This is a genomic window from Streptomyces sp. ICC1 (assembly GCF_003287935.1).
GTDB classification, from domain to species: domain Bacteria; phylum Actinomycetota; class Actinomycetes; order Streptomycetales; family Streptomycetaceae; genus Streptomyces; species Streptomyces tritrimontium.
Map to the genome: position 1 here is coordinate 5,815,565 of NZ_CP030287.1, position 16,075 is coordinate 5,831,639.

Genomic DNA, 16,075 nt, shown 5'->3' on the forward strand with positions numbered 1-16,075 from the left:
GCCGTCGCGCGCCGGTCGCGGGCGCGCGCCGGTCGCTGATATGCGGTGGGGGATGCAGCTCACCTCCCCGCGCCTGCGCGCCGCCCTGCTGGCCGCGGCCTCCCTCACCCTCGTCGCCGCGGTCGCGCCCCCGCCCACGGCGCTGGGCATCGGCGACCCGTTGTTCCCGGAGCTCGGGAACCCCGGCTACGACGTGCTCTCGTACGACCTGTCCTTCGCGTACAAGGACAACAAGACCCCGCTCGACGCGGTCACCGTCATCGACGCGCGCACCCTGACCCGGCTCGAATCCGTCAACCTGGACTTCACCCACGGGAAGGTGGCGTCCGCCGAGGTCAACGGGGAGCCGGCGCAGTTCGCGAGCATCGGGGAGGACCTCGTGCTGACCCCCGCCCGGCCGCTCCCCGCCGACGCCCCCCTGCACATCGCCATCCGGCACACGAGCGATCCGCGCGGCCGCGGCGACGGCGGCTGGGTGGTCACCGAGGACGGGCTGGCGATGGCCAACCAGGCCGACGCCGCCCACCGGGTCTTCCCGTGCAACGACCACCCCGCCGACAAGGCGTACTTCACCTTCCGCGTCACCGCGCCGGCCGGGCTGACGGCCGTCGCCAACGGGGTGCCGGGCCTGCTCCCGGCCCACCGGGCGGGCACCGCGACCACGTGGACGTACCGGACCCTGCACCCGATGGCCACCGAGCTCGCCCAGGTCTCGGTCGGCGACTCGGCCGTCGTGCACCGCACCGGGCCGCACGGACTGCCGCTGCGCGACGTGGTGCCCGCGGCGGACCGGGAGCGGCTGGAGCCCTGGCTGAAGAAGACCGCCGGGCACGTCGAGTGGATGGAGGCGCGCGTCGGCCGCTACCCCTTCGAGAACTACGGGGTGCTGATCGCGAAGGCCAGGACCGGCTTCGAGCTGGAGACGCAGACGCTGTCGCTCTTCGAGAGCGCGCTCTTCGCCGGCGGCGCCGGGTACCCCGAGTGGTACGTGGAATCCGTGATGGTCCACGAGCTGGCCCACCAGTGGTTCGGCAACAGCGTGTCCCCGCGCGCGTGGTCGGACCTGTGGCTCAACGAGGGCCACGCCACCTGGTACGAGGCCCTGTACGCGGACGGCCTCGGCAAGTACTCCCTGGAGCGGCGGATGCGCGAGGCGTACCAGCGCTCCGACCAGTGGCGTGCGGCGGGCGGGCCCCCCGCCGCACCGAGGCCGGCCCCTCCGGGCGAGAAGATCGGGCTGTTCCGGCCGGCGGTCTACGACGGGGCCGCGCTGATCCTGTACGCCCTGCGCCAGGAGATCGGGGCCGAGGCCTTCGACCGGGTGGAGCGGCGCTGGGTGGGCGAGCACCGGGACGCGGTCGCGGGCACGGCGGACTTCGTACGCCTCGCCTCGCGGGAGGCCGGGCGGGACCTGGGGGCCTTCCTGGAGCCGTGGCTGTACGGGAAGAAGACCCCGGCCATGCCGGGGCACCCCGAGTGGGGCGGCCCGAAAAGCGTGTGACGCGTGCGGAACGGGCATGCCACCATCGACGAGGCCGTTCCACGGGGCCCCCGGTACGGGGGCGCCGCGTCGCGGGGGCACTCCGGGGGAATCTCCGGGGAGTGTCACGCGTTGGACGTGACAGTGTTGTGTCACGCGCGGGAGTAGCTTTGGCCTTGGCTCCGCTTCGCCTGACGCGGACGCATTCGAAAACGACGTAAGGATCCAATGACCTCCTCTTCTTCCCCTTCCCAGGACGCGCGGGACGACGCAGAGACTGCGGCGGACTCGCAGAGCTTCACCGAGAGCCTTCGGGCCGACGCCCTGATGGAAGAGGACGTCGCCTGGAGCCACGAGATCGACGGAGAACGGGACGGCGCCCAGTACGAGCGCTCCGAGCGCGCGGCCCTGCGCCGCGTGGCCGGCCTCTCCACCGAGCTCGAGGACGTCACCGAGGTCGAGTACCGCCAGCTCCGCCTGGAGCGGGTCGTACTCGTGGGCGTGTGGACCTCCGGCACGGCGCAGGACGCGGACAACTCCCTCGCGGAGCTCGCCGCCCTCGCCGAGACGGCGGGCGCGCTCGTGCTCGACGGCGTGATCCAGCGCCGCGACAAGCCCGACCCGGCCACCTTCATCGGGTCCGGCAAGGCGCGAGAGCTGCGCGACATCGTCATGGAGAGCGGCGCCGACACCGTCGTCTGCGACGGCGAGCTCAGCCCCGGCCAGCTCATCGCCCTCGAAGACGTCGTCAAGGTGAAGGTGGTCGACCGGACCGCGCTCATCCTCGACATCTTCGCCCAGCACGCCAAGTCCCGAGAGGGCAAGGCGCAGGTCGCGCTCGCGCAGATGCAGTACATGCTGCCGCGACTGCGCGGCTGGGGTGCCTCGCTGTCCCGGCAGATGGGTGGCGGCGGCGGTGGCGGCATGGCCACCCGCGGCCCCGGTGAGACCAAGATCGAGACCGACCGGCGCCGGATCCGCGAGAAGATGGCGAAGATGCGCCGGGAGATCGCGGAGATGAAGACCGGCCGCGACATCAAGCGGCAGGAACGGCGCCGAAACAAGGTGCCCTCGGTCGCCATCGCCGGATACACCAATGCCGGCAAGTCCTCGCTGCTCAACCGCCTCACGGGCGCGGGCGTACTGGTGGAGAACTCGCTGTTCGCCACCCTCGACCCGACCGTGCGCCGGGCCGAGACGCCGTCCGGCCGGGTCTACACCCTGGCCGACACGGTCGGCTTCGTCCGGCACCTGCCCCACCACCTCGTCGAGGCGTTCCGCTCCACGATGGAGGAGGTCGGCGACTCCGACCTCATCCTGCACATCGTGGACGGCTCGCACCCGGCTCCGGAGGAGCAGCTGGCGGCGGTCCGCGAGGTCATCCGCGAGGTCGGCGCCGTCAAGGTGCCCGAGATCGTGGTGATCAACAAGGCGGACGCGGCCGACCCGCTGGTGCTCCAGCGGCTGCTGCGGATCGAGCGGCGCTCCATCGCCGTCTCGGCGCGCACCGGCCAGGGCATCGAGGAACTCCTCGCGCTCATCGACGCCGAGCTGCCGCGGCCGGCGATCGAGATCGAGGCCGTGGTGCCGTACACGCGCGGCTCGCTGGTCGCCCGTGCGCACGCCGAGGGCGAGGTGATCTCCGAGGAGCACACGGCGGAGGGCACCCTGCTCAAGGCGCGGGTGCACGCGGTACTGGCGGCGGAGTTCGCTCCGTACGTGCTCGCGAAGCACTGACGCGGCCGGCCTGCGGGCCGCACCGCACATGACGAGGGCCCCCGCGGATGCGGGGGCCCTCGGTCATGCGGTGGGTGCGCGGAACCGTGCGCTACCTGCTACCTGCTACCTGCTACCTGCTACTCGCTGCGTGCTACTTGAACTTGCCGCTCACGGCGTCGAAGACGCCCTTGGCCTCAGGGCCCAGCCGGGGTCCGGCCAGCCAGCCCGCCTTCGCGGGGCCGATCGAGGTGTTCGACACCAGCGCCGGCTTGCCGTCGGCGCCCGCCGCGACCCAGCCGCCGCCCGAGGAACCGCCGGTCATCGTGCAGCCGATGCGGTACATCACGGGGTCGGACGCGTTCAGCGACAGCCGGCCGGGCTTGTCGGCGCACTGGAAGGCCTTCTGACCGTCGAACGGGGCAGCCGCCGGGTAGCCGGTGGCCGTCATGCTCGCGATCTTGGGCGCGGCCGCGGTGTTGAACTCCACCGGAAGCGCCGTACCGACCGTCTCCTCCAGGGACTTGGCACCGCCCTTCTCGGGGGTCACGTGCAGCACCGCGAAGTCGTACGGGGCACCCGCGCCGCCGGTCGGACCGCCGGTCGCGATCCACTGGTCGGAGGTCTGCGCCCAATCGCTCCACCACACGCCGTACGGGGCCACCTCCTGGCGCGGCGCGCCCTTGAGCGCGGCCGCCGGCTTGCCCGCGTCGTTGTACGACGGGACGAAGGCGATGTTGCGGTACCAGCCGCCGGACTTGCCCGCGTGCACGCAGTGGCCGGCCGTCCAGACCATGTTGGACTTGCCGGGGTGCGCCGGGTCCTTGACCACGGTCGCCGAGCAGACCATCGAGCCCTCGGGGCCGTCGAAGAAGACCTTGCCGGAGGCGGGGACGCTGGTGTGGTACGGCGCCTTCACGGGCTTGGCGGCCACCGGAGCCGGGACCGGGTCGGTGACCCCCTGGTCCTTGCCCGCGTCGGGGTCGACGGCGGGAGGCTGCGGAGTCTTGTCGGCGTCACGCATCCGGTCCGGGTCCCAGAGGTCCTCGATGATCGGGTTGATGTAGTCGCCGGCCTCGCGGAGCCAGTCCTCCTTCTTCCAGTCCTTCCACGCACCTCCCTTCCACTTCTCCAGGTCGATGCCGTGCTCCTTGAGCTTGTCCTTGAGCGCGTCCGGGATCTTCACCCCGTCCAGGCTGGTGGGCAGGCTCGCCGCCACGGTCGGCTTCGCGTCGGTCTCACCGTCGCCGGGCCCGCACGCCGCGGCGGTCAGCGCGAGCGCGGCCGCGCACAGGATCGCGGTGACCGGTCGGATCGGTCGCATGTCGTGAATCCCCCTGGTGGTTCGGGATGGTGCCTGGGTTGCAGCACCCCACTATGCCGCTGCCGTGGGGGACGGCACAGCCCGGGGCGACGGTTCCCCCGGCGGGGGCCCGATCTCCGGGCGGGGCAAGGATCTTGGGGCCACCCGTGATCCGTCGTCGTCACCGTCGTTGGTACGTACGGGGGATGGGGGAGCAGCGTTGGTGTTCGAGGCGCACTCCGGAAGAGCAACCGTGCGGGAGGAGCGACACTCGTGGCTTTGACGAGCGGGCAGGCCGCGGCCGAGGCGCACGTCAAAGCCTGTCCCTTATACACCCTTGCCGCGGCCGACGAGCCACTCCGGGTAGGTCGCGGCGTGAGCGGTTCTCTGCAAACAAAACCCCCGTACCTATACGCGCTCGACAACAACTGCATCTACATTCTCACCATCACATCCAATCATCTCCACACACACCCACCCACCATTCGTCTCTCGCAAGGGGCGGATCAGGGGCGGCGGCTCGGGCCGCGGGTGCGGGAGGCGGTTCAGGAAGCGGTTCAGGAGGCGGTTCGGACGGCGGTTCAGGAGGCGGTTCAGGAGGCGAAGAGGCGTACCGGCCAGTCGGCATGGGCCTGCGCCGCGATGTCCAGCAGGGGCGAGGAGGCGGCGGGCAGGACCCCAGTCCCCTCCAGTCGGGCCCGCTGGGCGCACCGCCGGGCGTGCGCCGCGACGGAGTCGAGCTCGGGGGCGAGCCGCGCCAGGACCCCGCTCGCCTCGAAGGGGTCCAGCCCGAGCAGCCGTACGGTGGCGGTGGCCGGCCCGCTCACGCTCTCGTACGCGGCCACCTGCGCGGCCTCGAGCGCCCCGAGCCCCGCCGCCCGGGCCGTGACCCCGAGCACGACGGGCTGGTGCACCCCGCGCGGGAACGCCCTGGCCAGCGAGTCGAGTTCGGCGGCGGGCCAGGTGGCCCGGGCCGCGCGCATCAGCTGCCGGCCGAGCCTGCGCGCGGTGGCGCGCAGCGCCGGCACCGGGGTCCGGGCGTCGGCGGCCTCGTCGAGGGCCGCCGGGTCGAGCCCGAGGGCGGCCGCTCCGGCGAGGGCGGCCGCGACGAGGCCGGCGGTGTGCAGTCGGCCGCGGCAGAAGTCCTCGAGGGTGGCGGCGTCGTGGATGCGGCCCGCCCGGCAGGCGGCTTCGGCCCCGCCGGAGTGCGCGTGGCCTCCGGCGGGGAAGCGTCCGTCGGCGAGGACGAGGAGGGCGGCGAGACTCACCGGGCCGCGCCCGCCGCAACCCTGCCCGTCAGAACCCTGGCCGTCAGAACCCTGGCCGTCAGAACCCTGGCCGTCGGAACCCTGCCCATCAGAAGAGACCCCTGTCATCAGAAGAGGAAGTAGCGCTGGGCCATGGGAAGTTCCGTGGCCGGCGCCGGCTCGACCACTTCTCCGTCGATGGTGACGGTGAAGGTGTCGGCGTCGACCTCGACCCTCGGCATGGCGTCGTTGTTGCGCATGTCCGCCTTGGTCACCTTGCGGGTGCTCTCGATGGCGACGAACTCCTTGCCCAGTTCGAGCCGTTCGGGCAGTCCGTCGTCGAGGGCCGCCTGGGCGGTGAAGTTGACCGAGTTCAGGCCGGGGGCGCGCCCGTACGCCCCGAACATCGGGCGGGGCAGCACCGGCTGCGGGGTGGGGATCGAGGCGTTGGCATCGCCCATCTGCGCGTAGGCGATCTGGCCGCCCTTGATGACGAGTTCGGGCTTCACGCCGAAGAAGGCGGGGTTCCACAGCACCAGGTCGGCGAGTTTGCCGGTCTCCACCGAGCCGATCTCGCGGGCCAGGCCCTGGGCCACGGCGGGGTTGATCGTGTACTTGGCGACGTAGCGGCGGACCCGGTGGTTGTCGGCGGGGCCGTCCCCGGGCAGGAACCCGCGCCGCTTCTTCATCACGTGGGCGGTCTGCCAGGTGCGCAGGACCACCTCGCCGACGCGGCCCATGGCCTGGGCGTCGGAAGAGATGATCGAGATGGCCCCGAGGTCGTGCAGGACGTCCTCGGCGGCGATGGTGGAGGGCCGGATCCGGGACTCGGCGAAGGCCAGGTCCTCGGGCACGGAGGGGTTGAGGTGGTGGCAGACCATCAGCATGTCGAGGTGCTCCTCGACGGTGTTGACGGTGTGCGGCCGGGTCGGGTTGGTGGAGCTGGGCAGGACGTTCGGCTCGGAGACCACGGTGATGATGTCGGGGGCGTGCCCGCCGCCCGCGCCCTCGGTGTGGTACGAGTGGATGGTCCGCCCGCCGATGGCGGCGAGGGTGTCCGCGACGAAACCGGCCTCGTTGAGGGTGTCGGTGTGGATGGCGGCCTGGGCCCCGGTCTCCTCGCAGACGGTGAGGCAGGCGTCGATGACGGCGGGGGTGGACCCCCAGTCCTCGTGCAGCTTGAAGCCGAGTGCTCCGCCGCGCAGTTGGGAGTACATGCCCTCGCGGGACATGGTGTTGCCCTTGCCCAGCAGGCCGATGTTGACGGGGTGGGCCTCCAGCGCGGCGAACATCCGGGCCAGGTGCCAGGGTCCGGGGGTGACGGTGGTGGCCTTGGTGCCCTCGGCGGGTCCGGTCCCGCCGCCGACGAGGGTGGTGACGCCGGAGGCGAGGGCCTCGTCGATCACCGTCGGGGAGATGAAGTGGACGTGCGCGTCGACGGCGCCGGCCGTGACGATCTTCCCATTGCCCGCGATGATCTCGGTCTCGGGGCCGATGACGAGCGCAGGATCCACCCCGTCCATGGTGTCGGGGTTGCCGGCCTTGCCGATGCCGCAGATCCGGCCGTCGCGGATGCCGAGGTCGGCCTTGACGATGCCCCAGTGGTCGAGGACGACCACGCCGGTGATGACGGTGTCGGCGGCGCCCTCGGCGCGCGTGGTGCGGGCCTGGCCCATGGACTCGCGGATGACCTTGCCGCCGCCGAAGACCGCCTCGTCCCCGGCGCGGCCGGGGCCGCCGGCGAGGTCCCGCTCGATCTCCACGAAGAGGTCGGTGTCGGCGAGCCGGATCCGGTCACCGGCGGTCGGCCCGAAGAGGTCGGCGTAGACCTGGCGCGATATCTCAGCCATCGAGCGGCCCTCCGGTCTCCCCGCGCAGTCCGGGTACGGTGCGGAGCCCGCCGAGCGGTACGAGTTCCACCGCGACCGGGATGCCCGGCTCGAAGCGGACCGCGGTGCCGGCGGCGATGTCGAGCCGCAGTCCGCGGGCGGCGGCCCGGTCGAAGTCGAGGCCGGGGTTGGCCTCGGCGAAGTGGTAGTGCGAGCCGACCTGGACGGGCCGGTCGGCGGCGTTGAGCACGGTGAGACGGGTGACGGGCCGGCCCTCGTTGAGGCGCACCGGGCCGTCCCCGTAGGCGATTTCGCCGGGGATCATGGGGGTACCCGCTCTCAGACGATCGGATCGTGGACGGTGACGAGCTTGGTGCCGTCCGGGAAGGTCGCCTCGACCTGGACGTCGTGGATCATCTCGGGTATCCCCTCCATGACCTCCTCGCGGGAGAGCACGGTGCGTCCGGAGGCCATGAGCTGGGCCACGGTCCGGCCGTCGCGGGCGCCTTCGAGGATGTGGCAGGTGATCAGGGCGATCGCCTCGGGGTGGTTGAGCAGGACGCCGCGCGCCCTGCGTCTCCCGGCCACGTCGGCGGCCACGTGGATGAGCAGTCGTTCCTGCTCGTGGGGTGTCAACTGCACAGCAATCACCAAGCTTCCGGGACATGGCCAACATCGCGCGGGCCGACCCTACGGTCCGTCAACACTTTGTTGACCTGCACGTATCCGAGCCAAGCGAGTCTTGCCCTACGCAGAGAAAGGCTTGCCGTCCCCACCACCACCGCTTTACCGGCTCATGGGTGATCATTGGCGGAAGGAACGTGGCCGCCACGCTAGGGGCCGCGCTTTTCCGCTGAGTTAACCCACGTTTCGGGGAGGTACCCGGTTCAACTCCGGGCGCGCCCCGGCCCGGTTCCGTATACGGAGCCGCCGATGAGGAGCCGCATGTTCCTGAACCCCGTCCACCACATCACCTTCGACGCGCGGGAGCCCTACGCGCTGGCGCAGTTCTGGTCCGCCGTCACCGGCTTCCCGATCCACCCGGACGACCTCGCGGACGACCCCGAGATCTTGCTCGTGCCGGGGCAGCCGGGGGTCCCGGGGCTGCTCTTCATCAAGGTCCCGGAGGGCAAGTCCGTCAAGAACCGGGTCCACTTGGACATCCAGCCGACGACCGGCACCCGGGACGAGAACGTGGAGCGGCTCATCGGGCTCGGCGCGAAGGTGGAGGGCGACCACCGCCGCGAGGACGGCACCGGCTGGGTCACGCTGACCGACCCCGAGGGCAACGAACTGTGCATCGAGCGCAGTGTGTCGGAGCGCGCCGGAGCCTGACGGGCCGACCGGCTGAGGGACTGACCGGCTGAGGGACTGACCGGCTGAGGTACTGACGGGCTACGGGCTGACCGGCCTCAAAGGGCCGTGGTCGTCCTCGCCGGAGTCCCGGCCGCCCAGGGCAGGGCGATCCACACGGTCTTGCCGCCGTCCTCGGTCGGGCTGACCGAGAGCCGGCCGCCCGCCTCGGCCGTGAGCCAGCGGATGATGACCATGCCCCGGCCGTTGTCCTGCTGGACGGCCGCCGGCAGGCGTTTGGGCCAGCGCGGGTGGCTGTCGGTGACTCCGATGCGGAGCCATTCCTCGCGCTCCAGGCGGATGTCCACGGTGAAGGTGGGCGACTGGCCGAACGTGTGCTGTACGGCGTTGGTGGCGAGTTCCGAGACGATCAGCCGGACGCTGTCGGCCGCGTCGGTGCCCTCGGTCAGCCCCCACCCGTCCAGCACCTCCGCGACGTATCGCCGGGCGGCCGCGACCGAGGCGGGATCGCTCGGCAGAGTGACGGATGCTTCCTGGTGATCTGCCATGGCGACGGTCCCTTTCCCACCGGGGCGAATCGCCCCGGATCTGTGCTGGACGCCAGAGTGCCACCCATCGTCCCGTCGTTTCTGCCGATCCCCCAAGATATGCATATATCTGTCGCTCAATGCGGTGAACTCTGCTACGGAAGAGCGTATTCGGACGGCAGACTGGTGCGACCTGTGCCGGGGTGAAAGGAGGCGGATGTGCAGCACGGTCCCGCGGTGCGCCGACGCAAGCTCGGCGAGGAACTGCGTTCCCTACGCGACCGGTCCGGACTCACCAGCGGTGAGGCGGCCCGGCTCGTCGGCTGGCACCAGTCGAAGATCAGCCGCATCGAGACGGGGCGCAGCGGCGTCAAGGTCGAGGACATCCGGCTGCTGCTCGACGCCTACGGGGACGTCGTGCGCCCGCAGCAGCGGGCGCTGCTGGAAGCGCTCTCGGCCTCCGCGGCGGGTCCCGCCCCGGGGGACGACACCGGGCGGGGGCGCGAGTGGTGGCACGACTACCGGGGGCTGCTGCCGCAGGAGTACCGGGACTTCATCAGCCTGGAGGCGGGTGCCCGGTCCGCCCGGACGGTGGAACTCTCGGTGGTGCCGGGGCTGTTGCAGACCCCGGAGTACGCGCGGGCGGTGACCCGGGCCGCGCTGGGCGGGCTGCCGGAGCCCAAGGTCGACGCGCTGGTCGACGTACGGCTGGCGCGCCAGTGCGTGCTGCGGACGGATCCGCCGCTGGAGCTGAGCGCCGTGCTGGACGAGGCGGTGCTGCGGCGGAAGATCGGCGGTCCGGGGGTGATGGCGGAGCAGCTGCGGCACCTCGTGGAGGTGTCCGCGCTGCCCCAAGTGCGGTTGCAGGTATTGCCGTTCAGCGTGGGGGGACATCTCGGCCTGACCGGACCGTTCGTAATTTTCTCATTTCCGAACATCGCCGATCTGGATGTGGTGGTACTCGACCATTTGACGAGTAGCCTCTATCTGGAGCGGAAGGAAGACCTTGAGGCGTACAGCGCCGCGTTCCGCACCATCCAGGCGCACGCCCTCCCGCCCCGCGACTCGTCGGATCTGATCAGCGCCCTCGCTGACGACGCGTAAGGAGGCACCCCCCGTGTCCGCAACCCCCTTATCCACCGGCGGACTTCTGAACAGCGCGCGGTGGCTGCGGAGCAGCCGCAGTACCGGAATGAACAACTGTGTGGAAACGGCCGTCCTCGGGGGCGGCCTGCTGGCCGTCCGCGATTCCAAACGGTCGGACGGCCCGGCCGTGCTCTTCACCGGGCCGGCCTGGGAAGGCTTCCTCGTCTCCGTGCGAGCCGACGTGGGGAGCCAGGCACCTTGAACCCCGGGCGGACGTACGGGCGCACCCGCTCCCGCGGCTCCGCCTAGAGCTCCGTGGCTCCGGCCGGAGCGGTCCCCAGGATCGTCTCCACGGCACGGCTGATCTCGTCCCCCGTGAGATCAGCCCGCGCGGTCAGCCGCAGCCGGGAAATGCCGTCCGGTACCGACGGCGGCCGGAAGCACCCCACGGACAGACCCGCCTCGCGGCAGTCGGCGGCCCAGCGCAGTGCCGCCGAAGCCGACGGGGCCCGCACCGACACCACGGCCGCGTCCGGCCGGGCCGCGGTCAGGCCGGACGCGGTGAGCCGCCCGTACAGGTCGGCGGCCACCCGGCGGGCGCGGTCCGCGCGCTCCGGCTCCCGCCCGAGCAGGCGCAGGGCGGCCAGCGCGGCGCCCGTCGAGGCCGGGGCGAGCCCCGTGTCGAAGATGAAGGTCCGGGCCGTGTTGACGAGGTGCCGGATCACCTTGGCCGGGCCGAGCACGGCCCCGCCCTGGCTGCCCAGGGACTTCGAGAGGGTCATGGTCGCGACCACCCCGGGCGCGCCCGCGAGCCCGGCCGCGTGCAGCGCCCCGCGGCCGCCCTCGCCGAGGACGCCGAGCCCGTGCGCGTCGTCCACGAGCAGGGCCGCGCCCGCGGCCCGGCAGGCCTCCGCGTGGGCGGCGAGCGGGGCGGCGTCCCCGTCGACCGAGAACACCGAGTCGGTGACCAGCAGCGCCCGGCCCTCGTGGGCGGCGAGCGTCTTGGCCGCGGTGTCGGGGTCGGAGTGCGGCACGACCGCGGTCTCGGCGCGCGAGAGGCGGCAGCCGTCCACGATCGAGGCGTGGTTGCCCGCGTCGGAGACGACGAGGGTGCCCCGGTCGCTGAGCGCGGTGACGGCGGCGAGGTTGGCCGCGTATCCGGAGGAGAGCACCAGCGCGGCCTCGAACCCGCAGAAGGCGGCGAGCTCTCGCTCCAGCTCCGCGTGCAGCTCGGTCGTCCCGGTGACCAGCCGCGACCCGGTGGCCCCCGCGCCCCAGCGCTCGGCCGCCTCGCGGGCGCCCCCGACCACCTCGGGGTGCCGGGACAGCCCCAGGTAGTCGTTGCTCGCGAGATCCAGGAGCGGCGAGGAGGCCGGGCGGGGGCGCAGCGTCCGGACGAGTCCGGCGTGTTCCCGGGCCCGCTCGGCGTCGTCGATCCAGGAGAAGACGTCCGCGGGGGCGGGGGTGTTCTGGGGCATCGGCGGTCCTCGCGTTTGTCGGCAGTCCACAGACCTGCCCGACCCTAGCCGCCGTGACTCGAGTGCCAGGTGTGGCGATACACACACTCCGTTCCGGCCATGTTGTTCGATCCCTCCTTGGCCGGGAGTGGTCACGTGGTCCAGGATCGGCGTCATGGACCTGCTGAACACCCTCGTGGACAAGGGGCTGCGGCGCGAGCTGCCGACCCGCGAAGAGGCACTCGCCGTGCTGGCGACCTCTGACGACGAACTGCTCGACGTGGTGGCCGCCGCCGGCAAGGTGCGCCGCCAGTGGTTCGGGCGTCGGGTCAAGCTCAACTACCTGGTCAACCTGAAGTCGGGACTGTGTCCCGAGGACTGCTCGTACTGCTCCCAGCGACTGGGCTCGAAGGCCGAGATCCTCAAGTACACGTGGCTGAAGCCCGAGGAGGCCTCCCAGGCCGCGGCCGCCGGTGTGGCCGGCGGCGCCAAGCGGGTCTGCCTGGTGGCGAGCGGGCGCGGTCCGACGGACCGGGACGTGGACCGCGTCGGCAAGACCATCGAGGCCATCAAGGAGCAGAACGAGGGCATCGAGGTGTGCGCCTGCCTCGGCCTGCTGTCGGACGGCCAGGCGGAGCGCCTGAAGGACGCCGGCGCGGACGCCTACAACCACAACCTCAACACCTCCGAGGCCACGTACGGCGCGATCACCAAGACGCACACCTACGCGGACCGGGTCGACACGGTGCAGAAGGCGCACGCCGCCGGCCTGTCGGCCTGCTCGGGTCTGATCGCGGGCATGGGCGAGAGCGACGAGGACCTCGTCGACGTCGTCTACTCGCTGCGCGAGCTGGACCCCGACTCGGTGCCCGTCAACTTCCTGATCCCCTTCGAGGGCACCCCGCTGGCCAAGGAGTGGAACCTCACCCCGCAGCGCGCCCTGCGCATCCTCGCGATGGTCCGCTTCGTCTGCCCCGACGTCGAGGTCCGCCTCGCGGGCGGGCGCGAGGTGCACCTGCGCACCATGCAGCCCCTCGCCCTGCACCTGGTCAACTCCATCTTCCTGGGCGACTACCTGACCAGTGAGGGCCAGGCCGGGCAGGCCGACCTCGACATGATCGCGGACGCCGGTTTCGAGGTGGAGGGCGCCGGTACGTCGACCCTTCCCGCGCACCGCTCCGACGTCGCCGAGCCCGCCGGGGGCTGCGGCTCGCAGGGCTCCGGCGCCTCGGTCTGCGGCTCCTCCGCCCCGGCGGACGGGGCCGGCTGCGGCTCTGCCTGCGGCGGCTGCTCGGGGCACGCCGGGCACGAGGCCCCCGTACCGGCCCAGGCGGAGGCGGGCGAGGTCCGGACCGGACTGGTGGCCGTACGCCGCCGCGGCGCGGGAACGGACCTCGCTCCCAATGCCTGATCAGCACCACTCGCCCGACGCGCTGCCGGCCGCCGAACTGCTCGCGCTGGACCGGCAGCACGTCTGGCACCCCTACGGACCGATGCCCGGGCGCCAGGAGCCCCTGGTCATCGCGTCCGCGGCGGGCGTCCGGCTGCGGCTCGCCGAGCCCTCCCAGGGACAGGACGAGCTGGTCGACGGCATGTCCTCCTGGTGGTCGGCGATCCACGGGTACAACCACCCCGCCCTGAACGAGGCGGTGACCGGCCAGCTCGGCCGCATGGCGCACGTCATGTTCGGCGGGCTCACGCACGAGCCCGCCGTCCGGCTGGCCGCGAAGCTCGTCGAGATCACCCCGGCCGGCCTGGAGCACGTCTTCCTCGCCGACTCGGGCTCGGTCTCGGTCGAGGTCGCGGTGAAGATGTGCCTCCAGTACTGGCGTTCGGTGGGCCGGCCCGCCAAGACCCGCCTCCTCACCTGGCGCGGCGGCTACCACGGGGACACCTGGCAGCCGATGGCCGTCTGCGACCCCGAGGGCGGCATGCACGAGCTGTGGTCGGGCATCCTGCCGCGCCAGCTCTTCGCGGACGCCCCGCCGAGCGGGTTCGACGCACCGGTCGACCCGGCCTACGTCGCCCACCTGCGCTCCCTCGTCGAGGCGCACGCGGACGAACTGGCGGCGGTCATCGTGGAACCGGTGGTCCAGGGCGCGGGGGGCATGCGCTTCCACAACCCGGGCCACCTGCGCGTCCTGCGCGAGCTGTGCGACGAGTTCGACGTCCTGCTGATCCTGGACGAGATCGCCACGGGCTTCGGCCGCACGGGCGCGCTGTTCGCGGCGGACCACGCCGGGATCACCCCGGACGTGATGTGCCTGGGCAAATCGCTGACCGGCGGCTACCTGACCCTCGCCGCGACGCTCTGCACGCCGCGGGTGGCGGACGGCATCTCCCGGGGCGACGTCCCCGTCCTGGCCCACGGGCCGACCTTCATGGGCAACCCGCTCGCCACCTCGGTGGCCCTGGCCTCGATCGACCTGCTCCTCGGCCAGGACTGGCGGCGCGAGGTCAAGCGCATCGAGGCGGGCCTCCTCGAGGGCCTGGCCCCGGCGGCCGCCCTGCCCGGGGTCAAGGACGTACGCGTGCTCGGCGCGATCGGCGTGGTCCAGCTCGACCACGAAGTCGACATGTCGAGCGCCACCCGGGCGGCGGTGCGGGAGGGCGTCTGGCTGCGCCCGTTCCGGGACCTGATCTACACGATGCCGCCGTTCGTCACCGGCGACGCCGACGTGGCCCGCATCTGCCGCGGCGTGCTCGCGGCCGCGAAGGAGGGCTGACATGTCCGACACCTCCGACACCTCCGTGATCGTGGTCTCGGGGACGGGCACGGAGATCGGCAAGACGGTCGTCACCTCGGCGATCGCGGCGGCCGCGCTCGCCGCCGGCCGCTCGGTGGCCGTCCTCAAGCCCGCCCAGACCGGGGTCGGTCCGGACGAGGCCGGGGACGCCGCGGAGGCCGTGCGGCTGGCCGGCTCCGCCGTCACCGCGGTGGAACTGGCCCGCTACCCGGAGCCGCTGGCCCCCGACACCGCGGCCCGCCGCTCGGGCCTCCCGACGCTCTCCCCCGCCCGGATCGCGGAAGCCGCGCGCCGCCTGGCCCTCTCCCACGACCTGGTCCTGGTCGAGGGCGCGGGCGGCCTCCTGGTCCGCTTCGACGAGGAGGGCCACACCCTGGCCGACGCGGCCCGGCTGCTCGGCGCCCCGACGCTGGTCGTGGCCCAGGCGGGTCTGGGCACGCTGAACTCCACCGCGCTCACCGCGGAAGCCCTCCGGGCCCGGGACCTCGACGCCCTCGGCGTGGTGATCGGCAGCTGGCCCGCGGAGCCCGGGCTGGCGGCCCGCTGCAACCTGGCCGACCTCCCGTCGGTCTCCGGCCTGCCCCTCCTCGGCGCGATCCCCTCGGGCGCGGCCTCGTGGGATCCGGCCGCCTTCCGGGCGGCGGCCCCCTCCTGGCTGGCCCCGGTCCTGGCGGGCGGCTGGTCGGCCGACTCGTTCCTGGCCGCCTGGCCGACGTGACGGCAGGGCCGTGCGTGATGTCCGGGCCGGCGTGACGGTCGGGCCCGGCATGCGGCCTGGCCGGCGCGCCGGGTCACCCGTCCAGCGGCTTGACCCAGCGCGTCCAGTGGTCCTCGGGGTGATAGCCGGCGGCCTCCCACGCCCGCTGCCCCCGGTCGTTCCGGTTGAGCACCATCGCGTCGGCCCGCCGCCCGCCGAGCGCCCTGAACCGCTCCTCCGCGGCGGCCAGCAGAGCGGATCCGATCCCCTGGCGGCGGTGGTCCGGGTGCACCGCGAGCCGGTACAGGTGGCACCGCCAGCCGTCGAACCCTGCGATGACCGTGCCCACGAGCTCGCCCTCGCGGCGGGCTAGCAGCAGCGCCTGCGGGTCGCGGGCGTGGAGGCGCTCGACGCCGTCGAGGTCGTCGCTGATACTCGTGCCCTCGGCGGCGGACTTCCAGAAGTCGAGGACGGCGGCGAGATCGGCCGCAGCAGCGGGCTCGATGCGAAGATCATTCATACGGGGATCCCATCACGCACGGTGCGCTCCGCCAAAAGAATGATCCGATCCCTTTGCTCTTCCTTTACCCTGTAGCCAACGGTTCCTCTTTGAAACGAAAGGTGTGAGCGTCCGCCCATGGGCGAGCCTCCCAGTCCCCTTATTTCCCGTTC

At 72.4% G+C, this 16,075-nt stretch carries 16 protein-coding genes; 8 read left to right on the plus strand and 8 right to left on the minus strand.

The window, feature by feature from the left end; translation table 11 throughout:
* The first annotated feature begins 52 nt into the window (after positions 1 to 52).
* Both DRB96_RS27320 and hflX read left to right on the plus strand, forming a co-directional pair.
* Positions 53 to 1,501 carry a M1 family metallopeptidase gene (locus DRB96_RS27320; protein WP_112450851.1) on the plus strand — a complete coding sequence of 483 codons (1,449 nt, stop codon included), beginning with the start codon at positions 53 to 55 and terminating at the stop codon, positions 1,499 to 1,501.
* A 207-nt stretch (positions 1,502 to 1,708) separates the two neighbouring features.
* Positions 1,709 to 3,217, plus strand: coding sequence for a GTPase HflX (gene hflX / locus DRB96_RS27325; protein ID WP_112450852.1), 1,509 nt, complete (start codon positions 1,709 to 1,711; stop codon positions 3,215 to 3,217).
* A gap of 133 nt (positions 3,218 to 3,350) precedes the next feature.
* Here hflX and DRB96_RS27330 read toward each other — a convergent pair whose 3' ends face one another.
* The 5 genes from DRB96_RS27330 to DRB96_RS27350 form a co-directional block, all read right to left on the minus strand.
* On the minus strand, positions 3,351 to 4,520 hold the full coding sequence (locus DRB96_RS27330; RefSeq protein ID WP_112450853.1) for a hypothetical protein: 1,170 nt from the start codon (positions 4,518 to 4,520) through the stop codon (positions 3,351 to 3,353).
* Between the two features lie 572 nt (positions 4,521 to 5,092).
* Entirely contained in the window at positions 5,093 to 5,767 is a 675-nt protein-coding gene (locus DRB96_RS27335) for an urease accessory UreF family protein (protein WP_112450854.1), read from the minus strand.
* 107 nt (positions 5,768 to 5,874) lie between these two features.
* A complete protein-coding gene (locus tag DRB96_RS27340) occupies positions 5,875 to 7,596 on the minus strand; it encodes an urease subunit alpha (RefSeq protein WP_112450855.1) in 1,722 nt (573 codons plus the stop codon).
* Entirely contained in the window at positions 7,589 to 7,900 is a 312-nt protein-coding gene (locus DRB96_RS27345; RefSeq protein ID WP_030711524.1) for an urease subunit beta, read from the minus strand. The genes DRB96_RS27340 and DRB96_RS27345 overlap by 8 nt, the downstream gene beginning before the upstream one ends.
* Before the next feature lie 14 nt (positions 7,901 to 7,914).
* A complete protein-coding gene (locus tag DRB96_RS27350; RefSeq protein WP_204357830.1) occupies positions 7,915 to 8,217 on the minus strand; it encodes an urease subunit gamma in 303 nt (100 codons plus the stop codon).
* Positions 8,218 to 8,520: 303 nt separating this feature from the next.
* Here DRB96_RS27350 and DRB96_RS27355 point away from each other — a divergent pair, with 303 nt between their 5' ends.
* Complete coding sequence (locus DRB96_RS27355) at positions 8,521 to 8,910, plus strand: VOC family protein (RefSeq protein ID WP_112450857.1); 390 nt, start codon at positions 8,521 to 8,523, stop codon at positions 8,908 to 8,910.
* Positions 8,911 to 8,987: 77 nt separating this feature from the next.
* Here DRB96_RS27355 and DRB96_RS27360 read toward each other — a convergent pair whose 3' ends face one another.
* The gene (locus tag DRB96_RS27360) at positions 8,988 to 9,437 is read right to left on the minus strand and encodes an ATP-binding protein (protein ID WP_112450858.1); all 450 of its coding nucleotides are present in this window, start codon (positions 9,435 to 9,437) and stop codon (positions 8,988 to 8,990) included.
* 198 nt (positions 9,438 to 9,635) lie between these two features.
* Between DRB96_RS27360 and DRB96_RS27365 the strand changes: the two genes are divergently transcribed.
* Together DRB96_RS27365 and DRB96_RS27370 are read left to right on the plus strand one after the other, a co-directional pair.
* Positions 9,636 to 10,520, plus strand: a complete 885-nt coding sequence (locus DRB96_RS27365; protein ID WP_112450859.1) for a helix-turn-helix transcriptional regulator — start codon at positions 9,636 to 9,638, stop codon at positions 10,518 to 10,520.
* Positions 10,521 to 10,533: 13 nt separating this feature from the next.
* On the plus strand, positions 10,534 to 10,764 hold the full coding sequence (locus tag DRB96_RS27370; RefSeq protein ID WP_112450860.1) for a DUF397 domain-containing protein: 231 nt from the start codon (positions 10,534 to 10,536) through the stop codon (positions 10,762 to 10,764).
* A gap of 43 nt (positions 10,765 to 10,807) precedes the next feature.
* Here the strand turns inward: DRB96_RS27370 and DRB96_RS27375 are convergent, their stop codons facing one another.
* Positions 10,808 to 11,980, minus strand: a complete 1,173-nt coding sequence (locus DRB96_RS27375; RefSeq protein ID WP_112450861.1) for an 8-amino-7-oxononanoate synthase — start codon at positions 11,978 to 11,980, stop codon at positions 10,808 to 10,810.
* Between the two features lie 154 nt (positions 11,981 to 12,134).
* Here DRB96_RS27375 and bioB point away from each other — a divergent pair, with 154 nt between their 5' ends.
* From bioB to bioD, 3 genes are read left to right on the plus strand one after another with little or no spacing between them, the layout of a single operon-like run.
* Complete coding sequence (bioB, locus tag DRB96_RS27380) at positions 12,135 to 13,370, plus strand: biotin synthase BioB (RefSeq protein ID WP_112450862.1); 1,236 nt, start codon at positions 12,135 to 12,137, stop codon at positions 13,368 to 13,370.
* Positions 13,363 to 14,685 (plus strand): adenosylmethionine--8-amino-7-oxononanoate transaminase, encoded by a 1,323-nt coding sequence (locus DRB96_RS27385; RefSeq protein ID WP_112450863.1) that lies wholly within the window; start codon positions 13,363 to 13,365, stop codon positions 14,683 to 14,685. Before bioB ends, DRB96_RS27385 begins: the two co-directional genes overlap by 8 nt.
* Before the next feature lies 1 nt (position 14,686).
* On the plus strand, positions 14,687 to 15,424 hold the full coding sequence (bioD, locus tag DRB96_RS27390) for a dethiobiotin synthase (RefSeq protein WP_112450864.1): 738 nt from the start codon (positions 14,687 to 14,689) through the stop codon (positions 15,422 to 15,424).
* Positions 15,425 to 15,497: 73 nt separating this feature from the next.
* Here the strand turns inward: bioD and DRB96_RS27395 are convergent, their stop codons facing one another.
* Positions 15,498 to 15,923 (minus strand): GNAT family N-acetyltransferase, encoded by a 426-nt coding sequence (locus tag DRB96_RS27395; protein ID WP_112450865.1) that lies wholly within the window; start codon positions 15,921 to 15,923, stop codon positions 15,498 to 15,500.
* Positions 15,924 to 16,075 lie beyond the last annotated feature (152 nt).

What these genes read in the sequence shown, in the direction of transcription:
- DRB96_RS27345 (WP_030711524.1), bottom strand. Translation starts at nt 7,900, where the DNA reads ATGATCCCCGGCGAAATCGCCTACGGGGACGGCCCGGTGCGCCTCAAC.
- DRB96_RS27340 (WP_112450855.1), bottom strand. Translation starts at nt 7,596, where the DNA reads ATGGCTGAGATATCGCGCCAGGTCTACGCCGACCTCTTCGGGCCGACC.
- DRB96_RS27320 (WP_112450851.1), top strand. Translation starts at nt 53, where the DNA reads ATGCAGCTCACCTCCCCGCGCCTGCGCGCCGCCCTGCTGGCCGCGGCC.
- bioD (WP_112450864.1), top strand. Translation starts at nt 14,687, where the DNA reads ATGTCCGACACCTCCGACACCTCCGTGATCGTGGTCTCGGGGACGGGC.
- DRB96_RS27360 (WP_112450858.1), bottom strand. Translation starts at nt 9,437, where the DNA reads ATGGCAGATCACCAGGAAGCATCCGTCACTCTGCCGAGCGATCCCGCC.
- DRB96_RS27330 (WP_112450853.1), bottom strand. Translation starts at nt 4,520, where the DNA reads ATGCGACCGATCCGACCGGTCACCGCGATCCTGTGCGCGGCCGCGCTC.
- DRB96_RS27395 (WP_112450865.1), bottom strand. Translation starts at nt 15,923, where the DNA reads ATGAATGATCTTCGCATCGAGCCCGCTGCTGCGGCCGATCTCGCCGCC.
- DRB96_RS27355 (WP_112450857.1), top strand. Translation starts at nt 8,521, where the DNA reads ATGTTCCTGAACCCCGTCCACCACATCACCTTCGACGCGCGGGAGCCC.
- DRB96_RS27385 (WP_112450863.1), top strand. Translation starts at nt 13,363, where the DNA reads ATGCCTGATCAGCACCACTCGCCCGACGCGCTGCCGGCCGCCGAACTG.
- DRB96_RS27375 (WP_112450861.1), bottom strand. Translation starts at nt 11,980, where the DNA reads ATGCCCCAGAACACCCCCGCCCCCGCGGACGTCTTCTCCTGGATCGAC.
- bioB (WP_112450862.1), top strand. Translation starts at nt 12,135, where the DNA reads ATGGACCTGCTGAACACCCTCGTGGACAAGGGGCTGCGGCGCGAGCTG.
- hflX (WP_112450852.1), top strand. Translation starts at nt 1,709, where the DNA reads ATGACCTCCTCTTCTTCCCCTTCCCAGGACGCGCGGGACGACGCAGAG.